The sequence below is a fragment of the Pseudomonas sp. 44 R 15 genome (assembly GCF_900004965.1).
GTDB lineage: Bacteria > Pseudomonadota > Gammaproteobacteria > Pseudomonadales > Pseudomonadaceae > Aquipseudomonas > Aquipseudomonas orientalis_A.
Map to the genome: position 1 here is coordinate 14,733 of NZ_CVTU01000034.1, position 17,262 is coordinate 31,994.

Annotated in this window: 17 protein-coding genes and 4 tRNA genes; 14 read left to right on the top strand and 7 right to left on the bottom strand. The window is 58.0% G+C overall.

Going from position 1 to position 17,262, the window contains the following annotated elements:
- The first annotated feature begins 9 nt into the window (after positions 1–9).
- Both BFP93_RS02790 and thiO read left to right on the top strand, forming a co-directional pair.
- Positions 10–411 (top strand): type IV pilin protein, encoded by a 402-nt coding sequence (locus BFP93_RS02790; RefSeq protein ID WP_065891870.1) that lies wholly within the window; start codon positions 10–12, stop codon positions 409–411.
- 62 nt (positions 412–473) lie between these two features.
- Entirely contained in the window at positions 474–1,583 is a 1,110-nt protein-coding gene (gene thiO, locus BFP93_RS02795) for a glycine oxidase ThiO (protein WP_065891890.1), read from the top strand.
- Here the strand turns inward: thiO and BFP93_RS02800 are convergent.
- Complete coding sequence (locus tag BFP93_RS02800; RefSeq protein ID WP_065888002.1) at positions 1,570–1,803, bottom strand: PP0621 family protein; 234 nt, start codon at positions 1,801–1,803, stop codon at positions 1,570–1,572. The two genes, thiO and BFP93_RS02800, sit on opposite strands and share 14 nt — an antisense overlap.
- 127 nt (positions 1,804–1,930) lie before the next feature.
- Entirely contained in the window at positions 1,931–2,956 is a 1,026-nt protein-coding gene (locus BFP93_RS02805; RefSeq protein ID WP_065888001.1) for an outer membrane protein assembly factor BamD, read from the bottom strand.
- 149 nt (positions 2,957–3,105) lie between these two features.
- Here BFP93_RS02805 and rluD point away from each other — a divergent pair, with 149 nt between their 5' ends.
- The 7 genes from rluD to BFP93_RS02840 all read left to right on the top strand — a co-directional run bounded on the left by rluD (position 3,106) and on the right by BFP93_RS02840 (position 8,223).
- Positions 3,106–4,068 carry a 23S rRNA pseudouridine(1911/1915/1917) synthase RluD gene (gene rluD, locus BFP93_RS02810; protein ID WP_065888000.1) on the top strand — a complete coding sequence of 321 codons (963 nt, stop codon included), beginning with the start codon at positions 3,106–3,108 and terminating at the stop codon, positions 4,066–4,068.
- On the top strand, positions 4,065–4,790 hold the full coding sequence (gene pgeF, locus BFP93_RS02815) for a peptidoglycan editing factor PgeF (RefSeq protein WP_065891871.1): 726 nt from the start codon (positions 4,065–4,067) through the stop codon (positions 4,788–4,790). The genes rluD and pgeF overlap by 4 nt, the downstream gene beginning before the upstream one ends.
- 135 nt (positions 4,791–4,925) lie before the next feature.
- Positions 4,926–7,490, top strand: a complete 2,565-nt coding sequence (gene clpB, locus BFP93_RS02820) for an ATP-dependent chaperone ClpB (RefSeq protein ID WP_065887998.1) — start codon at positions 4,926–4,928, stop codon at positions 7,488–7,490.
- A 319-nt stretch (positions 7,491–7,809) separates the two neighbouring features.
- A tRNA-Asn gene (locus BFP93_RS02825) sits at positions 7,810–7,885 on the top strand.
- 9 nt (positions 7,886–7,894) lie between these two features.
- Positions 7,895–7,971 (top strand) — tRNA-Pro (locus BFP93_RS02830).
- 5 nt (positions 7,972–7,976) lie between these two features.
- A tRNA-Lys gene (locus BFP93_RS02835) sits at positions 7,977–8,052 on the top strand.
- A gap of 94 nt (positions 8,053–8,146) precedes the next feature.
- Positions 8,147–8,223, top strand: a tRNA-Pro gene (locus tag BFP93_RS02840).
- 152 nt (positions 8,224–8,375) lie between these two features.
- Here BFP93_RS02840 and BFP93_RS02845 read toward each other — a convergent pair.
- A complete protein-coding gene (locus tag BFP93_RS02845; RefSeq protein WP_065891891.1) occupies positions 8,376–8,963 on the bottom strand; it encodes a TetR/AcrR family transcriptional regulator in 588 nt (195 codons plus the stop codon).
- Positions 8,964–9,098: 135 nt separating this feature from the next.
- Here BFP93_RS02845 and BFP93_RS02850 point away from each other — a divergent pair, with 135 nt between their 5' ends.
- Both BFP93_RS02850 and BFP93_RS02855 read left to right on the top strand, forming a co-directional pair.
- Complete coding sequence (locus tag BFP93_RS02850; protein ID WP_083205591.1) at positions 9,099–10,130, top strand: NADP-dependent oxidoreductase; 1,032 nt, start codon at positions 9,099–9,101, stop codon at positions 10,128–10,130.
- 129 nt (positions 10,131–10,259) lie between these two features.
- On the top strand, positions 10,260–10,706 hold the full coding sequence (locus BFP93_RS02855) for a GNAT family N-acetyltransferase (protein ID WP_065891872.1): 447 nt from the start codon (positions 10,260–10,262) through the stop codon (positions 10,704–10,706).
- 188 nt (positions 10,707–10,894) lie between these two features.
- Here the strand turns inward: BFP93_RS02855 and BFP93_RS02860 are convergent, their stop codons facing one another.
- Genes BFP93_RS02860 through BFP93_RS02870 form a run of 3 tightly spaced genes read right to left on the bottom strand, consistent with a single transcriptional unit; the run spans position 10,895 to position 13,110 of the window.
- Positions 10,895–12,193: an NAD(P)/FAD-dependent oxidoreductase gene (locus BFP93_RS02860; protein WP_065891873.1), complete on the bottom strand. Its 1,299-nt coding sequence runs from the start codon at positions 12,191–12,193 to the stop codon at positions 10,895–10,897.
- A 60-nt stretch (positions 12,194–12,253) separates the two neighbouring features.
- Entirely contained in the window at positions 12,254–12,427 is a 174-nt protein-coding gene (locus BFP93_RS02865) for a DUF3094 family protein (RefSeq protein WP_065887994.1), read from the bottom strand.
- A gap of 53 nt (positions 12,428–12,480) precedes the next feature.
- Positions 12,481–13,110, bottom strand: coding sequence for a DUF1780 domain-containing protein (locus tag BFP93_RS02870; protein WP_065887993.1), 630 nt, complete (start codon positions 13,108–13,110; stop codon positions 12,481–12,483).
- Positions 13,111–13,411: 301 nt separating this feature from the next.
- On the opposite strand from BFP93_RS02870, the gene BFP93_RS02875 reads away from it, so the two are divergent.
- The 3 genes from BFP93_RS02875 (at position 13,412) to BFP93_RS02885 (ending at position 16,677) form a co-directional block, all read left to right on the top strand.
- On the top strand, positions 13,412–14,326 hold the full coding sequence (locus tag BFP93_RS02875; RefSeq protein ID WP_065891874.1) for a LysR family transcriptional regulator: 915 nt from the start codon (positions 13,412–13,414) through the stop codon (positions 14,324–14,326).
- Between the two features lie 330 nt (positions 14,327–14,656).
- Positions 14,657–15,769: an ornithine cyclodeaminase family protein gene (locus BFP93_RS02880; protein ID WP_065891875.1), complete on the top strand. Its 1,113-nt coding sequence runs from the start codon at positions 14,657–14,659 to the stop codon at positions 15,767–15,769.
- 17 nt (positions 15,770–15,786) lie between these two features.
- Positions 15,787–16,677 (top strand): DMT family transporter, encoded by an 891-nt coding sequence (locus BFP93_RS02885; RefSeq protein WP_065891876.1) that lies wholly within the window; start codon positions 15,787–15,789, stop codon positions 16,675–16,677.
- Between the two features lie 38 nt (positions 16,678–16,715).
- On the opposite strand, the gene BFP93_RS02890 is transcribed toward BFP93_RS02885, so the two are convergent.
- The gene (locus tag BFP93_RS02890) at positions 16,716–17,261 is read right to left on the bottom strand and encodes a fatty acid desaturase (RefSeq protein WP_065891877.1); all 546 of its coding nucleotides are present in this window, start codon (positions 17,259–17,261) and stop codon (positions 16,716–16,718) included.
- Between the last annotated feature and the right edge of the window lies 1 nt (position 17,262).

Here is a 17,262-nt window from a genome sequence, read left to right on the forward strand (position 1 = left end):
AGCAATTCAATGGGCATGGATAGCCAGGGCTTTACCCTGATCGAGCTGTTGATCGCGGTGGCGATCATCGCGTTGCTGGCCGGGATCGCTTACCCCGGATACACCGGCCAGGTAAAAAAGGTGTATCGGGTGCAAGTCGTCGCGCTGCTGAGCGAGCAGGCTCAACATCTGCAGCGTTTTTACACGCGCAACGGCACTTTTATTGATGCAGGCGGCGTCAGTACAGGCAATGATCACTATAGAATCAGCGCCGTATTGAACCCTCATGATTTTGTCTTGCTCGCCACGCCTGCCCCGCACTCAGTCATGGCGGACGACGCCTGCGGCCAATTCAGCTTGACCAGCACCGGTATGCGCAGCAATCCGGGAGCGGTGCCGCAAATGCCGCTCAAGGCATGCTGGGGGCAGTGATGAGAGTGCTGGATGAATGGGCGCCGGGCGCGCTTTTCCCTTTTTATCGGCTGGATCAAATGATGGCTAAGCAACAGCGAGTAGTGATTGTCGGCGGCGGCGTGATTGGTTTGTTGACGGCATACAACCTGGCGAACCGGGGGCAGGCCGTCATATTGCTGGAGCGCGGTGGGCTTGGGCAGGAGTCCTCATGGGCTGGCGGCGGGATTGTTTCGCCGTTGTATCCATGGCGCTATAGCCCGGCGGTGACCGCCTTGGCCCATTGGTCCCAGGATTTCTACCCGCAACTGGCACAACGGCTGTTCGCTGCGACCGGCGTCGATCCCGAGGTTCACACCACAGGTCTGTATTGGCTCGACCTGGATGACGAAGCCGATGCCCTGGCCTGGGCTGCGCGTGAGGGCAGGCCCTTGAGCAAAGTGGACGTATCGGCGGCCCATGATGCCGTTCCGGCGCTGGGCGGCGGATATTCGCAGGCGATCTTCATGGCCGATGTGGCCAATGTGCGCAACCCGCGCCTGGTCAAATCCCTCAAGGCGGCGTTGTCGGCGCTGCCCGATGTGACGATTTACGAGCAGTGCGAAGTCGATGGCTTTATTTTGCAGGGCGACACCGTGGTCGGCGTGAATACGAGCGCTGGCGCCATGACGGGTGATCAGGTCGTGCTCGCAGCGGGTGCCTGGAGCGGGGATTTGCTGGGAAAACTGGGCTTGGCACTGCCTGTTGAGCCGGTCAAGGGCCAGATGATCCTCTACAAATGCGCGTCTGACTTCTTGTCGAGCATGGTCCTGGCTAAAGGGCGCTATGCGATCCCGCGGCGGGATGGGCATATTTTGATTGGCAGCACCCTGGAGCATGAGGGATTCGACAAAACGCCGACGATAAGCGCGCTGGAAAGTCTCAAGGCCTCGGCGGTGGAACTGCTTCCCGCCCTGGCGGACGCCGAGGTGGTGGGGCACTGGGCGGGGTTGCGGCCCGGCTCGCCGGAAGGTATCCCGTATATCGGCGAGGTACCCGGCTTCAACGGCTTGTGGCTCAATTGCGGGCATTACCGCAATGGCCTGGTGCTTGCCCCGGCGTCCTGCCAGCTATTTGCCGACTTGCTGCTGGGGCATGCGCCGATCATCGACCCTGCACCTTACGCGCCCGCCGGTCGAGTCAGCGCTGGATAGACTTCGGCCCCTGCTGCAGATGCGCCTGGGTGCAATACCATTGCTGGCCCGAGCTCAGCGCCCGATCCTGCGGCACGTGCACGCCGCAATGGGCGCAACGCACCATCAAGGCGGCATTGGGTTCGCCGGTGCGCGGTTGCCTGGCGGCAGGGTTTTTGAATTTGCGCCAGAGCCATACCGCGGCGGCAATGACGGCGATCCAGAACAATAGACGAAGCATGATGGGCAGTTTCTCGATAAGGAATGCGCCAGTTTAGCCAAGGTGGCCATGGGCGCACAGCGCAATAAATACTCGCCCATGAAAAAGGGAGCTCCTGAGAGCTCCCTTTTTGCGTTGCGTCGAACGGTCAGTCGAACACGCCGAAGGTCATGTAGCTGAACCACGAGCGGTCCTGGTTGTTACCCAGGGCTTGCGGCTCTTCTTCTTCGATCACGTCGCCGTTCTCGTCGTGCGGCTTGAGGTCCGAAGGAATCGCGTCCTTGGCATCCTGGTACTGCTTGATCACGTCCTGGTTGGCGCGTGTTTCGCCTGGCGGCAGCGGCGGACGGGACTCGATCAGGCCCAGGGTGTACTTGCTCAGCCACGAACGGTTGTCGGCTTCGTCAACCTGAGGCACGAACTGGCCGTCTTTCAGGCTCGGGTGGTCCGGGTAGTTGAGCTTCAGGGTTTCCAGGCTGGTGGTCGCCAGCTGATCCAGGTGCAAGCGCTGGTAAGCCTCGGTCATCACGGCCAGGCCGTCACCCACGGAAGGGGTCTCCTGGAAGTTCTCCACCACATAGCGGCCACGGTTGGCAGCGGCCACGTACGCCTGACGGGTCAGGTAGTAATGGGCCACGTGGATCTCGTAGGAAGCCAGCAGGTTGCGCAGGTAGATCATGCGCTGCTTGGCGTCCGGCGAGTAGCGGCTGTTCGGGTAGCGGCTGGTCAGCTGGGCGAACTCGTTGTAGGAGTCGCGTGCCGCGCCCGGGTCGCGCTTGGTCATGTCCAGCGGCAGGAAGCGCGCCAGCAGGCCAACGTCCTGGTCGAACGAGGTCAGGCCCTTCATGTAGTAGGCGTAGTCCACGTTCGGATGCTGCGGATGCAGGCGGATAAAACGCTCGGCAGCGGACTTGGCAGCTTCCGGCTCGGCGTTCTTATAGTTGGCGTAGATCAGCTCGAGCTGGGCCTGATCGGCATAGCGTCCGAACGGATACCGCGACTCCAGTGCCTTGAGCTTAGCGGTGGCGCTGGTGTAGCTATTGTTATCCAGGTCTGTCTGAGCTTGCTGGTAAAGCTCGACTTCGCTCAGGTTTTCGTCGACGACGTCCTTGGTTGACGAGCAAGCAGCAGTCATGGCGAGGATGGCGATCAGCAGCAGGTGTTTCACTTGCATGGCGGCTTGCGTCCCTATGACGGCCGCTGTCTTGGGCGGGGCCGTCCTGTTATGATGAGCGCCCCGTTGAAAGCCTCGGGGCAAAAGACGCCGTATTTAACCACAAGCGCGCAGCCGAAACCAAAGGCTGTGCCACGCCTAGTCTGAGCATGTCCGATAAAATTGAACTTCGCGCAGAGGTGCCGTCCGAATTGGGCGGCCAACGCCTCGATCAAGTCGCCGCACAATTATTCGCTGAGCACTCGCGCTCGCGCCTTTCCGCCTGGATCAAAGACGGCCGCCTGACTGTGGATGGAGCGGTTATCCGCCCGCGAGACACAGTGCATGGCGGTGCGATTCTTGAGCTGACTGCCGAGCAGGAAGCCCAGGGAGAATGGGTCGCCCAGGACATCGAGCTGGATATCGTCTATGAAGACGATGACATCCTGGTCATCAACAAACCCGCAGGCCTGGTGGTTCACCCGGCGGCCGGGCACGCTGATGGCACCTTGCTCAATGCCCTGTTGCACCACGTGCCGGACATCATCAACGTGCCGCGCTGCGGCATCGTGCACCGTCTGGACAAGGACACCACCGGCTTGATGGTGGTGGCCAAGACCATTCAGGCGCAGACGCAACTTGTTACTCAATTGCAGAGTCGCAGCGTCAGCCGGATCTACGAATGCATCGTGATCGGCGTCGTGGTGGCCGGTGGCAAGATCAATGCACCCATTGGTCGCCACGGCCAGCAGCGCCAGCGCATGGCGGTGATGGAGGGCGGCAAGCAGGCCGTCAGCCACTATCGCGTGCTGGAGCGTTTCCGTTCCCACACCCATGTGCGGGTCAAGCTGGAAACCGGTCGAACTCACCAGATCCGCGTGCACATGGCCCACATCAACTTCCCGTTGGTCGGCGATCCGGCCTACGGTGGTCGCTTCCGCATTCCGCCTGCGGCCAGCCAGACCATGGTCGAATCGCTCAAGACGTTCCCGCGCCAGGCACTGCATGCACGCTTCCTGGAGCTGGATCATCCGACGAGCGGTCAGCGCATGAGCTGGGAATCGCCGCTTCCGGACGATCTGGTCTGGCTGTTGTCGCTGCTCAAGCAGGATCGCGAGGCGTTTGTCGGATGAGTGACTGGCTGATTCCTGACTGGCCTGCGCCGTCTCAGGTCAAAGCCTGCGTCACCACCCGTGCGGGCGGCGTCAGTGTGGCGCCGTTCGACAGCCTCAACCTGGGCGACCATGTGGAGGACAGCCTTGAGGCCGTCCTGGAAAATCGTCGTCGCCTTACCGCAGCGTTCGATATCCAGCCGGCCTGGTTGCGCCAGGTCCACGGCACCACGGTGGTCGAGGCCGATCCGGGCCGGATCGCCGAAGCCGATGGCAGTTGGACCAGCACACCGGGCATCGCCTGCACCGCCATGACGGCCGATTGCCTGCCTGCATTGTTCTGCAATCGAGCAGGCACCCGTGTTGCGGCGGCTCATGCCGGTTGGCGTGGGTTGGCGGCAGGGGTGCTGGAGGCGGCGTTCGAAAGCCTTGAGAGCCCGCCCGCCGACGTTCTGGTCTGGCTCGGTCCGGCCATCGGCCCGCAGGCCTTTGAAGTCGGTCCCGAGGTGCGTGAAGCGTTCATGCAGCAACTGCCGGCAACTGCCCAAGCCTTTGTTCCCAGCCGTAATCCCGGCAAGTTCATGGCCGACATCTATCAACTTGCACGCCTGCGCCTCGCCGCGCAGGGTGTTACCGCTGTCTACGGTGGCGGCTACTGCACCGTGACCGACCCGCGTTTCTTTTCCTATCGACGCAGCCCGCGTACGGGCCGATTCGCCTCCCTTGTCTGGCTTGACCGCTAGACTGTCCTGATCTGTATCAACCATCCACTGCTTGAATCCCGCAGAATCCACCCCATCTATAGGGGTATCTGGCAGGTTTCTTCATTCAGGATGTGTTTGTTCATAGCTCCGGCCTGCTCAAAAGGAAGGTGACTAATGCGTATTGATCGTTTAACCAGCAAATTGCAGTTGGCCTTATCGGACTCCCAGTCCCTGGCCGTCGGTCTCGACCACCCGGCGATTGAACCGGCGCACTTGATGCAGGCGCTCCTCGAGCAGCAAGGTGGTTCTATCAAACCCTTGTTGATGCAGGTGGGCTTTGACGTCAACAGCCTGCGCAAGGAGTTGAGCAAAGAGCTCGACCAACTGCCGAAAATCCAGAATCCCACCGGCGACGTGAATATGTCGCAGGACCTGGCGCGGCTGCTGAATCAGGCCGACCGCCTGGCCCAGCAAAAAGGTGACCAGTTCATCTCCAGCGAACTGGTGCTGCTCGCCGCCATGGACGACAACAGCAAGCTCGGCAAGTTGTTGCTGGGCCAGGGCGTAAGCAAGAAAGCCCTGGAAAACGCCATCAACAACCTGCGTGGCGGCGAGGCAGTGAATGACCCCAATCATGAGGAGTCGCGCCAGGCCCTGGATAAATACACCGTTGACCTGACCAAGCGCGCCGAAGAGGGCAAGCTTGACCCGGTCATCGGCCGTGACGACGAAATCCGTCGCACTATCCAAGTGCTGCAGCGTCGCACCAAGAACAACCCGGTGCTGATCGGTGAGCCTGGCGTGGGTAAAACCGCCATCGCCGAGGGCCTGGCCCAGCGCATTATCAATGGTGAAGTGCCGGACGGGCTCAAGGGCAAGCGCCTGCTGTCCCTGGACATGGGCTCGTTGATCGCCGGCGCCAAGTTCCGTGGCGAGTTCGAAGAGCGCCTGAAATCCCTGCTTAATGAATTGTCCAAGCAGGAAGGGCAGATCATTCTGTTTATCGACGAACTGCACACCATGGTCGGCGCGGGCAAGGGCGAGGGCTCCATGGATGCCGGCAACATGCTCAAGCCTGCCCTGGCGCGAGGCGAGTTGCATTGCGTCGGTGCGACCACGCTTAACGAGTACCGCCAGTACATAGAAAAGGATGCGGCGCTTGAGCGACGTTTCCAGAAGGTCCTGGTGGAAGAGCCCAGCGAAGAAGACACTATCGCCATCCTGCGTGGCCTGAAAGAGCGCTATGAAGTTCACCATAAAGTCGCGATTACCGACGGTGCAATCATTGCGGCGGCCAAGCTGAGCCATCGCTATATCACTGATCGCCAGTTGCCCGACAAGGCCATCGACCTGATCGACGAAGCGGCCAGCCGCATCCGTATGGAGATCGATTCCAAGCCGGAAGTGCTCGACCGCCTGGACCGCCGCCTGATTCAACTGAAGGTCGAATCCCAGGCGTTGAAAAAAGAAGAGGATGACGCGGCGAAGAAACGCCTGGAGAAACTCCAGGAAGAAATCGTGCGTCTGGAACGCGAGTATTCGGACCTCGAGGAAATCTGGACCTCGGAAAAAGCCGAGGTGCAGGGCTCTGCGCAAATCCAGCAGAAGATCGAGCAATCGCGCCAGGAACTGGAGGCCGCGCGCCGTAAAGGCGACCTGAACCGCATGGCCGAGTTGCAGTACGGGGTAATCCCGGACCTGGAACGCAGCCTGCAGATGGTCGACCAGCATGGACACAGCGAGAATCAGTTGCTGCGCAGCAAGGTGACCGAGGAAGAAATTGCCGAGGTGGTCTCCAAGTGGACCGGTATTCCGGTGTCGAAGATGCTTGAAGGCGAACGCGACAAGCTGCTGAAGATGGAAAGCCTGCTGCATCAGCGTGTGATCGGTCAGGAAGAGGCCGTGGTGGCGGTGTCCAACGCGGTGCGGCGTTCCCGCGCCGGGTTGTCCGACCCGAATCGCCCGAGTGGTTCGTTCATGTTCCTTGGGCCTACCGGCGTGGGTAAGACCGAGCTGTGCAAAGCCCTGGCTGAATTTCTGTTCGATACCGAAGAGGCCATGGTGCGCATCGACATGTCCGAGTTCATGGAGAAACACTCGGTGGCTCGCCTGATCGGCGCCCCACCAGGCTACGTGGGCTATGAGGAGGGCGGTTACCTGACCGAAGCCGTACGGCGCAAGCCCTACTCGGTGATCCTGCTGGATGAGGTCGAGAAGGCGCACCCGGATGTGTTCAACATCCTGCTGCAAGTGCTGGAGGATGGTCGCCTGACCGACAGCCACGGACGCACGGTGGATTTTCGCAACACGGTGATCGTGATGACCTCCAACCTGGGCTCGTCGCAGATCCAGGAGCTGGTGGGCGATCGCGAGGCACAGCGGGCCGCTGTCATGGACGCGCTGACCACCCACTTCCGGCCGGAATTTATCAACCGGGTGGACGAAGTGGTGATCTTCGAGCCGTTGGCGCGGGATCAGATAGCCGGCATTACCGAGATCCAGTTGGGACGCCTGCGTGCACGTCTGGCCGAGCGCGAGCTGGCCCTGGAGCTGAGCAGCGAGGCGTTGGACAAGCTGATTGCGGTGGGCTACGACCCGGTATACGGCGCGCGGCCGTTGAAGCGTGCGATCCAGCGCTGGATCGAGAACCCGCTGGCACAGCTGATCCTGTCGGGCAGCTTTATGCCGGGCACCAGCGTCGAGGCGACGGTGGAGAACGACGAAATCGTCTTCCATTAAGCCCTGCGGCCAGTGCGATAAGAGGAGGCCCCGCATTGCGGGGCCTTTTTTTTCGATAGGGCGTTGAACTGTAAGGCAAAGGCTTGTAAAGTGCGCCCCGCAGCAACGTCAGCCCACGGGTTTCTTCTCCCCAAGAAGAAATCAGAAAGAAGCGCAAATCATTGTCTTAAAAGCAATTTAAAGGGTTGACAGGGGTTTTTAAGATTGTAGAATAGCGCGCCTCAGAGACGCTAACGTAGCGATACGGACAGGGTCGAAGAGAAGCTACACAGCGGTAAATGTTGTAGTTTGAAATATGTTGTACTTTGAAATATTTAGTTCCGTGATAGCTCAGTCGGTAGAGCAAATGACTGTTAATCATTGGGTCCCAGGTTCGAGTCCTGGTCACGGAGCCAATTTCAAACCGGGGTATAGCGCAGTCCGGTAGCGCGCCTGCTTTGGGAGCAGGATGTCGGGAGTTCGAATCCCCCTACCCCGACCATATTTGGGTCGTTAGCTCAGTTGGTAGAGCAGTTGGCTTTTAACCAATTGGTCGTAGGTTCGAATCCCACACGACCCACCATTTTTGAGACCAGTTTACGCTGGAATCAGATCTTAAGATCAGAGGCCAAAAGCGCTGATCGAAGAAGGCGACTGAAAGGTCGCCTTTTTATTACCGGGGTATAGCGCAGTCCGGTAGCGCGCCTGCTTTGGGAGCAGGATGTCGGGAGTTCGAATCCCCCTACCCCGACCATATTAAAAATCCTCGTATCGAAAGATACGGGGATTTTTTTTGCCTGCGCGAAACTCAGGACCGATTGAAACACTGTGGGAGGGGCGATGCGACGATTCGACTCGCCCCCGATTACGCCAGGAGAACTACCTGTGATGCTTGCTCGCCAAACGCTATCGCAGCAGCCCCGATAGCAAGATACGAAAGCTGGCGATTGCCTGTGTCGATGCCTTGTGTGGATCCGCCGCGCCAGCGATCCACAGAGAAGCGTTCAACGCTGCACCATTGACCAGATAGGCAGTCGCCTGTGCATCTACCGGTTTGACGACGTTCTGGTCGATCAACGCTTGAATGCTACGCATAGTGCTGGCCAGGCAGGCGCTCTGGCTGGCCGTCCGCGCCGGATCGCCAAGAACCGCAGGGCCATCCAGCAGAACGATACGTTGAATTTCCGGGTTAAGTGCCAGCTTGATCCATTCGACACTTTCCTCGACGAACCCCTCCCAAGGCGTACTGGCCTGTTCTACAACTGCACGCAGGTGCGCAGAGGACTCTTCGTCTATCTGGGCAATAACGGCTTCCAGCAGGCCTTTCTTACCGCCGAAGTGGTGGTAGAGCGCACCGCGTGTCAGTTCGGCATCCGCTGTCAGATCCTCCATGGCGGTCTCGGCGTAGCCCTTTTCTGCAAAGGCTTTGCGGGCTGCAGCGATCAACTTGCTGCGTGTTGACGCAATCATCTCCGCACGTTTTTGTCGCGCCATCAGGCTCTCCTTATCAATCACGGGTACATTGACATGCAGTGTGTATGTTAATACATTAATCACATACATTATGTATGTGAGTGCGGCGAAAGCTGCCCACCGGATCATTTGGTCAACCTGAGCGGGAGAAATGTAATGACAACGCTATCGAATCAGCAGGTCGTGCTGGCGGCGCGCCCGGATGGGGACCTGAAGCCATCCGACCTTCGCCTTGAAGATGTCGCAGTACCCATACCAGGCGAGCGCGAAGTTCTGCTGGAGACCATTTACCTCTCCATTGACCCCTATATGCGCTGGTGGATGAGGGCGGAAAAATCCTATAACGAGCCTATCGAGATCGACCAGGTCATCGTCGGCGCCACGGTGTCCCGGGTGAGGGAGTCCCATCATCCCGATTGGCCAGTCGGTGCGTGGGTATTGGCTTTTTCCGGGTGGAAACGCTTTGCCATTTCAGATGGCAGCGACCTGCGTCAACTTGATCCAGACCTGGCACCGCCTTCCACCGCATTGGGCGTACTGGGAATGACAGGTTTCACGGCCTATGCGGGTTTGCGCAACATTGGCAAGCCCAATCCAGGTGAAACCGTAGTGGTTGCTGCTGCGAGCGGCGCGGTTGGCTCTATGGTCGGACAAATCGCCCGCCTGCGTGGCGCTCGAGCGGTAGGCATTACTACCGGTGCGAAAAAGCTCGCCTACTTGAAGGACGAGCTGCATTTCGATGCAGTCGCCGATTACAACGCGCCGGACTTTGCAGAACAACTGGCCAACGCCTGCCCGGACGGCATTGATGTGTACTTTGAAAGCGTCGGCGGAAAAATCTGGGATGCTGTACTGCCGCTCTTGAATACTTACGCTCGCGTTCCTGTCTGCGGGATTATTTCTCAATACGAGAAACCGTCCGGCGCTCAGGAAAGCATTGATCGTCTATCCAATACGATGGCGCAGATAATGAGCAAGAGCCTTACCCTGCGCGGTTTCATCCAGACGGAATACGCTGAAGAGCAAATGGCAGATTTTCTCGAGGAGGCGGTCCAGTGGATCACCGACGGCAAGTTGAGTTATCGCGAGCAGATTACCCATGGGTTGCATACAGCGCCGCAAGCCTTGGTTGACCAACTCAAGGGACGTAATTTTGGTAAAACGATTGTTCAGCTAGGCGAGCCATGACTTGCCCGCCAATGGAGTGATGGGCTGCGTAATTCTTTTTCAAAGCGTCCAGTGTTTTGAAGGGAAGCATCCAGGGTGGGAAGTTGCAGATAACAGCTTGGCGGTATAGAGCGCCTTAAGGACAGCGATATGATCCGGTTAGCCGAAGCAAGTGATGAGTTCGAGATCAGACATTGCGCTGAACAAGCCTACGCGCGTTATGTGCCCGTGATCGGGCGCAAGCCAGCCCCGATGATCGCCGATTTCATCACGCAGATAGTGTCCGGATTGGTCTATGTTGCGCTTGACGATCAAGCCAGATTTCAGGGCTTTATTGTGTTCTACGTCAAGGACGGATATTGCCTATTGGAAAACGTGGCAGTCCTCCCGAGCGCAGCCGGGCGGGGGGTTGGAAGGGCGCTGATCAGCTTTTGTGAAAAAGCCGCCAGCGCGCGCGGTGTGAACGCCGTTCATCTCTATACCAATGCGAAGATGGCAGACAACCTCTTGATATATCCCAAGCTTGGTTATGTAAAAGTAGCTGAGCGCACGGAGTATGGTTTCGATCGCGTTTACTTCGAAAAAAGCCTTACATAACCAGGCGCGTCTTGCCAGAGGCTGGTCCGGATGGCGATTTTGCGCGAGGTAGGTGGGGGCTTCACCGCCGTCTGTAGGAGCGAGCTTGCTCGCGAAAAACTCACAGGCACCGCGTTCATTCAGGAAACACGCGTTATCGTTGACGTTTTTCGCGAGCAAGCTCGCTCCTACCCCATTGTTTTATCTTGTCAGTGCAGTTTCAGGCGCGGCTCAGTCCCGCGTCCGATCTTGCTGCCCAGCATCAGCATCGCCGTGCGGAAAAAGCCATACAGCGCCATCTGGTGCATACGGTACAGCGACACGTAGAACATCCGCGCCAGCCAGCCCTCGAGCATCACACTGCCGGTCAGGTTACCCATCAAGTTACCCACGGCGGAAAAGCGCGACAGCGAGATCAGCGAGCCGTAGTCGGTGTATGTGTAGGTCGGCAGCTCCTTGCCTTCAATCCGCAGCTTCAGCGACTTGGCGAGCAATGAAGCCTGTTGGTGAGCGGCTTGCGCGCGTGGCGGCACATTGCGGTCGGTGCCTGGTTGCGGGCAGGCGGCGCAATCGCCAAAGGCAAAGATGTTTTCGTCGCGGGTGGTCTGCAGCGTCGGCAACACCTGCAGCTGGTTGATGCGGTTGGTCTCCAGGCCATCGATGTCCTTGAGAAAACCCGGTGCGCGGATCCCGGCAGCCCAGACTTTGAGGCTGGCCGGAATCACCTGGCCGCTGCTGGTGATCAGCGCGTCGGCGGTCACTTCGCTGACGGCCGAGTTGGTCAGCACGGTCACTCCGAGTTTCTCCAGAGTCTTGTGCACCGGCCCGCCAATCCGCTCCGGCAGCGCGGGCAATACCCGTGGGCCGGCTTCGATCAGGGTGATGTGCATGTTTTCCGGCTTGATGCGGTCCAGGCCATACGCCGCCAGCTCATGGGCGGCGTTATGCAGTTCGGCGGCCAGTTCAACACCGGTGGCGCCGGCGCCGACGATGGCGACGCTGATTTGTTCGACCGTGTCGGTCTGCCCGGCGTGGGCGCGCAGGTAATGGTTGAGCAACTGCTGATGAAAGCGCTCGGCCTGTTTACGGGTGTCGAGGAACAGGCAATGTTGCGCGGCGCCCTCGGTGCCGAAATCGTTCGTGGTGCTGCCCACTGCAATGACCAGGCTGTCGTAGCCCAGGACGCGCGCAGGCACCAGTTCCCGGCCTTCTTCGTCGAGGGTGGCGGCCAGTTGGATTTTCTTTTGTTCGCGGTCAAGCCCGCTCATACGCCCCAGTTGAAACTCGAAGTGGTTCCATTTTGCCTGGGCGACGTAATTGAGTTCGTCTTCCGAAGAGTTCAGCGAGCCGGCCGCCACTTCGTGCAGCAACGGCTTCCAGATATGCGTCAGGTTGGCGTCCACCAGCGTGATGCTGGCTTTGCCGCGTTTGCCCAGGGTCTTACCCAGGCGGGTCGCCAGCTCCAGGCCGCCGGCACCGCCGCCGACGACAATAATACGATGGGTCATGGGGATATCTCGCAAGGCTAAAAGAAATCGGAGCAGTTACCCCCGCGAGCGCCAGGCAGCTCATAGCGTCAGGTAACTCAAAAGGCGGCTCAGCAAACCGAGCCCGATCACCACCACCAGCACCACACCAAGGAGCAGCCACGGCCTGAAAGGCTTGCGCTCGACTCTGTGCTGGGAGAGTTGCAGGTACTCTTCGACATGCTGTTGGTCATCGGGTTTCAGGCGGCTGCTCATAAAGGCCTCGTCAGGTAGACGTTGCAAAAGGGCGTCACGTTACAGCCTGTGGATCAAAGGCTGATGCCCACATCGAACACTATGCTGCGGCCCAGGTTGTTGCGCAAGAAATCCGGCGCGTCCGGATGAGCGAACAGCACCCGCGCAAAGGTCGGCCCCACCAGTGACAGGGAGCGCCAGCCCTGGCGCAGATATTCGGTGGGCGGCGGAAAGTGGCTGTTGAGGTCCAGCACTTCGCGCTTGAGGCTGGCGAAGGCGATGAGGTCCAGCTCCCCCAGGTCCATGCCGCGTTCCTTGTAGTTGTGCGCTTTCTTGCGCAGTGTCGGTGCCAGGCGCAACAGGAACTCATGGGCGGGAATGCGTCTTGGCTTGGCTTCGCGACGCACCAGTTGGCTTAAGGAGAAAGCGCTGCGCCTGCGCAGCAATTCGTCGCGCCATTCGTCGTTCAGGCGGCGGCCTTCGTCCAATACAAAGAACACTTCAAAACTGGCGTCGCGAAACAGCACGTCCGGCGGCTCGGTGCCTGCGGCGTGGAATTCTTCGGCGCGATAGGGCACGTTCAAGCCTTGCAGCAGGCGCTGGCAGACCCAACGCTCACGCTCCCATTTGCGGGCATTGGACAGGAATGCGTTGGCTTGTTCGGCTGCTACGGTGAGCAAGCGCAAATAATCTGAGTCATCCATCTGCCTAGCTTAGCGTTCAAATGATGACCGCAGGAAGACTCGCTACGACACTGGAGACGTCTGGGAGGCGATGTCCCAGCTGCGCGGCGATGGTGCGGCGCATTGGCGCAAGTTTTCAGGCGTTACATCATGCACTTAAACAGTGCGCTAAGTTGCATGAGAGATAAAAGACTGCCACGAATATCGCATAACGGCTTCCAGGCGTTTGCTATCAAGTGAATTTGGGTAAGTCTAGGCAACACAGGCGGCTTGGGTTAGAGTCGAAACAGTGAATTTTCTATGGATAGATAAGAAGCGCCCCATGAAGACCCCGCCACTTAATGCTGTAAAAGCGTTTGAAGCAGTCTCCCGGCATTTAAGTGTAACTAAGGCCGCAGTGGAGCTGTGCGTCACTCAAGGGGCCGCCAGCCAGCAGATCAAGAACCTTGAAAACTACGTAAACTGCCCACTGTTCATTAGGGATGCCAAGGGCCTGACGCTGACTGACGCCGGACAGCGGCTCGCTGGCGTTGCGCAGAAAGCACTGGGCGAATTGGCCGCTGTCGCCGAAGAAATTATCGGGACTCAAAGGACCACTCTTTCTATCTCCGCCCCGCCTTCATTTGCCGTTAAGTGGCTCATTCCAAATTTAAACAAGTTTTACGAACAACATGTGGATCTCAATGTTGTGATTGATGCGTCTTGCGAAGTGAGGAGTTTTCGCAGCGATGGTATCGATGCGTCCATCAGGTTCGGCAAGGGTGAGAATCCTCCACCCAACAGCACGGTGCTCGGCTGTTCGGATATTATTATTGTTGGAAGCCCTGCCTATATAAATAAATCACCGGCGATCAATCATTACGCCGATCTGTATGATCACAAGTTAATCAGTTACGAATCAAAAACTGAAGACCACAGGAAACTTCATAAAAGCTGGAGGGGCGTCTTCAGTGAGCTAGGTTTATCCCTGGACCTCAGCAAGACTGCGTTGATCTTTACCGAGGGGCATATGGCGTTAACGGCGGCCATTCATGGACAAGGATTGGCGTTAATAGAATCCATCCTGGTCGAACATGAGTTACGCAGCGGTCAGTTGGAAAAAGTCTTGGGCACTCGCTTTTCCGGCGATAATTGCTATACCTTTCTGAAACCTGAGTACTCTCAGAAAATGCAGGCACTGGACAAGTTTGAAGCCTGGTTGACCCATTCACTCGCCGGTTCGCTAAGAAGCTTGTAAAACTTGGGCCGCAGCGCAGACTATTAGCCACCCGGTTCGCTGCTGTTTGCCCTTTAGTAAATCTAATACCCCCTGAAGAAATACTCCATCGACTCTGTTCCAAGAGTCTCGTATTTTTTGAAACAGACGTAGGCTTGATTAAATAGCCTTTGACTCATCTCCGTGATCGCCCGAAGCAAATTGTGTCAACAGTGTGCGGGTATTCATGCCGTACACGCACATTCCTCTATTTAAAAATAACGTTCGGCGGTTTCGTCGAATCAATAAATAAACAGCATTTGGCGCCCGCCTGATTCTGAATCAACTTTCCAAACCTATAGGAGCGACACCGTGGCACAACGAGCAACCATTATCCTCTCGGAGGAAAATATCGGTCAAATCGCCGCCGCAGTCGGCCTCGACACCTTAATGGACGAAACGATTGCCAGGTTACGTCAGGCGCTTACGCTTTTTGGCAATGGTGAAGTGGAGATCCAGCCGCGTACCGGGTTTGTCTATGAAACGCCGGAAATGGGCCTGATTGAATTCATGCCTGCTTACCGACGCGATAAGAACGTTGCGCTCAAAGTGGTTGGCTACCACCCGGGCAATCCCTTCAATCGTGGCATGCCGACGGTCATGGCGACCAACTCCTTATACGACGTCAGGGACGGTCACCTTATCGCTGTAGTTGACGGCGTATTCGCGACAGCGGTGCGGACGGGTGCGTCATCGGCCGTTGCGTCAAAATTGCTGGCTCACCCTGAAAGTAAAACTCTGGGGCTGATTGGCGCAGGCGCCATGGCCGTGACCCAGGCCCATGCGCTGAGTCGAATCTATGATTTTGATGCGGTCTTGGTACACGACATAGATCCGAACGTAGAGGCTACGTTCGCCAAGCGCGTCGCCGCCTTGGGCATCACCCCGACCATTGTTTCCAAGGAAAGGGTTCTGGCCGAGTCCGACATCATTTGCGTGGCGACCTCCATCGGGCTTGATGCCGGGCCGGTTGTCCACGCGGGCGGCATGAAGCCGCATGTGCATATCAATGCCGTAGGGGCCGACACACCCAGAAAATATGAGCTATCGACGCAATTGCTGAAAAGCTCGTTCCTGGTGCCTGATTATCTGGAACAGGCGTTGAACGAGGGTGAGTGTCAGCAATTGACTGAAGAGGAATACGGTTGCATCGGTCCTGAATTACACAGGATCGTCAAAGCGCCGCAGGACTATGCGCATTACCAGATGAAGCCAACCATTTTCGACAGCACCGGCGTTTCGTTGGCGGATCAGATCATGACTGAAGTCTTGATCGACCAGGCGCAGGCGCTCGGACTGGGCCAACGCATTCTGATTGAAGCCGGATGTGATGACCCGATGAACCCTTACCGCTTTTCGAATTTCACCCACGGTCTGCATGTGGTTGAAAGCGCAGCACCCGATCGTTCCATAAAGTCAGCGTGAGTGAGAAAGGACAGGCCATGAGCAGCGTGCATGCAGTCGATCGAAAAACACTTTACGTCGCCGTCTGCTTTGGGCTCCTGTCAGCGCTCATCTGGGGCGCCTGGCCTGTCCTTTCCCGTTTTGGTGTGCAAAAAACGCTGTCGGCTTATGACATAGCCGCCCTGCGTTTCATGGTGGCCGGGCTGATCCTGCTGCCTTTTGTCCTGAAAAAAGGAACCGGGACCCTCGGTTTGCCGAAGACGCTGGTTCTTACGGTGGGCCAGGGTATTCCCCACGTACTGCTTGGCATCATCGGACTGGCTTATGCGCCCGCCGGACATGCCGGTGTGCTTATTCCCAGTGCGATGATTGCGGTTTCCACTCTCGGAGGCTGGTTCATACTGCGCGACCGCCCAGCGAAAGCCGTTCTCATCGGAATTCTGGTGGTCATGGCGGGGGCAATGCTCTCGGGCTGGCGGAGTATGACGGACAGTGGAGGGCAGGTCTGGCTGGGGGATCTGTTGTTTATTGCAGCCGGCGCGTTATGGGGGGTTTATACCATTGCTTCGCGCGCGTGGGATGTCGATGCCTTTCAGGCGACAGCGCTGGTATCCGTAGTATCCATGCTGCTGTACCTGCCTCTGTATGTTCTTTGGGGAACACCGGGCATTCTTGCTGCTCCGTTGTCCGAAATCGTGTTCCAGGGACTGTTTCAAGGCGTGTTTGCCGCCATTGTCGCGCTGCTGTTCTATACCAAGGCGGTGACCGTGCTGGGGGCGACACGCGGCTCCATTTTCGGTGGGCTGGTCCCGTGCATCGCCAGTGTGCTGGGAATCTTCGTCCTTTGCGAAGTGCCCAGCACACTTGAAGTCGTCGGCGTAATCCTGGCGAGCGCAGGGATGATCTATGTCTTCGGATATCGAAAATAACCTGTGCTTGAAGCAACGCCGTCAGCCATGGCGGACGGTCATTGACCGGCGCGGTTGAATGGCTTGAGCTCGCCGGACATGACCTTGCGATAAAACGTCCAATAATCCGGCTCGATCACCTCCATGCTGGCACGAGAGCAGTCATGTAGCGTCTGGCAACGCCCCATGGGTACGCTCGCCAGACTGTGGTGGGCGGTGTGCAGGTTGTTTGCGTTTGTATACCAACGGGCCAGCCAGGATGCCTCGATGCTTCGGGTGTTCCTGTTGAAGTTCGGTTCGGTGTAGGCATCCAGGCCGAAATGCTCCGGTAGTTCGATCAGGTAGTGGGCGGGCTCGGCGATCAGCACCATTGGGATGAGCCAGGCCAGTACCAAAAACCATGAGCCGGTCAATAAAGTGAAAGCGACCGCCGCAGCGACGATGAACAAATACGCACAATATTCCTGTCTCGTCTGCTTTTGCGCTTTGCTGTCTTCTATATCCTGCAGTGTTGCTCCGGTGATGCTTTTAAACATGAGCGCGCCCACGCGCATGAATCTGCCTGGATTGATGGCGGCACTTGCCAACTTCCAGGGGCTGTCCATG

Bases quoted from the DNA above. Each gene is read 5' to 3' on its own strand.
- BFP93_RS02790 (WP_065891870.1), top strand. From the start codon at position 10: ATGGGCATGGATAGCCAGGGCTTTACCCTGATCGAGCTGTTGATCGCG.
- thiO (WP_065891890.1), top strand. From the start codon at position 474: ATGGCTAAGCAACAGCGAGTAGTGATTGTCGGCGGCGGCGTGATTGGT.
- BFP93_RS02800 (WP_065888002.1), bottom strand. From the start codon at position 1,803: ATGCTTCGTCTATTGTTCTGGATCGCCGTCATTGCCGCCGCGGTATGG.
- BFP93_RS02805 (WP_065888001.1), bottom strand. From the start codon at position 2,956: ATGCAAGTGAAACACCTGCTGCTGATCGCCATCCTCGCCATGACTGCT.
- rluD (WP_065888000.1), top strand. From the start codon at position 3,106: ATGTCCGATAAAATTGAACTTCGCGCAGAGGTGCCGTCCGAATTGGGC.
- pgeF (WP_065891871.1), top strand. From the start codon at position 4,065: ATGAGTGACTGGCTGATTCCTGACTGGCCTGCGCCGTCTCAGGTCAAA.
- clpB (WP_065887998.1), top strand. From the start codon at position 4,926: ATGCGTATTGATCGTTTAACCAGCAAATTGCAGTTGGCCTTATCGGAC.
- BFP93_RS02845 (WP_065891891.1), bottom strand. From the start codon at position 8,963: ATGGCGCGACAAAAACGTGCGGAGATGATTGCGTCAACACGCAGCAAG.
- BFP93_RS02850 (WP_083205591.1), top strand. From the start codon at position 9,099: ATGACAACGCTATCGAATCAGCAGGTCGTGCTGGCGGCGCGCCCGGAT.
- BFP93_RS02855 (WP_065891872.1), top strand. From the start codon at position 10,260: ATGATCCGGTTAGCCGAAGCAAGTGATGAGTTCGAGATCAGACATTGC.
- BFP93_RS02860 (WP_065891873.1), bottom strand. From the start codon at position 12,193: ATGACCCATCGTATTATTGTCGTCGGCGGCGGTGCCGGCGGCCTGGAG.
- BFP93_RS02865 (WP_065887994.1), bottom strand. From the start codon at position 12,427: ATGAGCAGCCGCCTGAAACCCGATGACCAACAGCATGTCGAAGAGTAC.
- BFP93_RS02870 (WP_065887993.1), bottom strand. From the start codon at position 13,110: ATGGATGACTCAGATTATTTGCGCTTGCTCACCGTAGCAGCCGAACAA.
- BFP93_RS02875 (WP_065891874.1), top strand. From the start codon at position 13,412: ATGAAGACCCCGCCACTTAATGCTGTAAAAGCGTTTGAAGCAGTCTCC.
- BFP93_RS02885 (WP_065891876.1), top strand. From the start codon at position 15,787: ATGAGCAGCGTGCATGCAGTCGATCGAAAAACACTTTACGTCGCCGTC.
- BFP93_RS02890 (WP_065891877.1), bottom strand. From the start codon at position 17,261: ATGGACAGCCCCTGGAAGTTGGCAAGTGCCGCCATCAATCCAGGCAGA.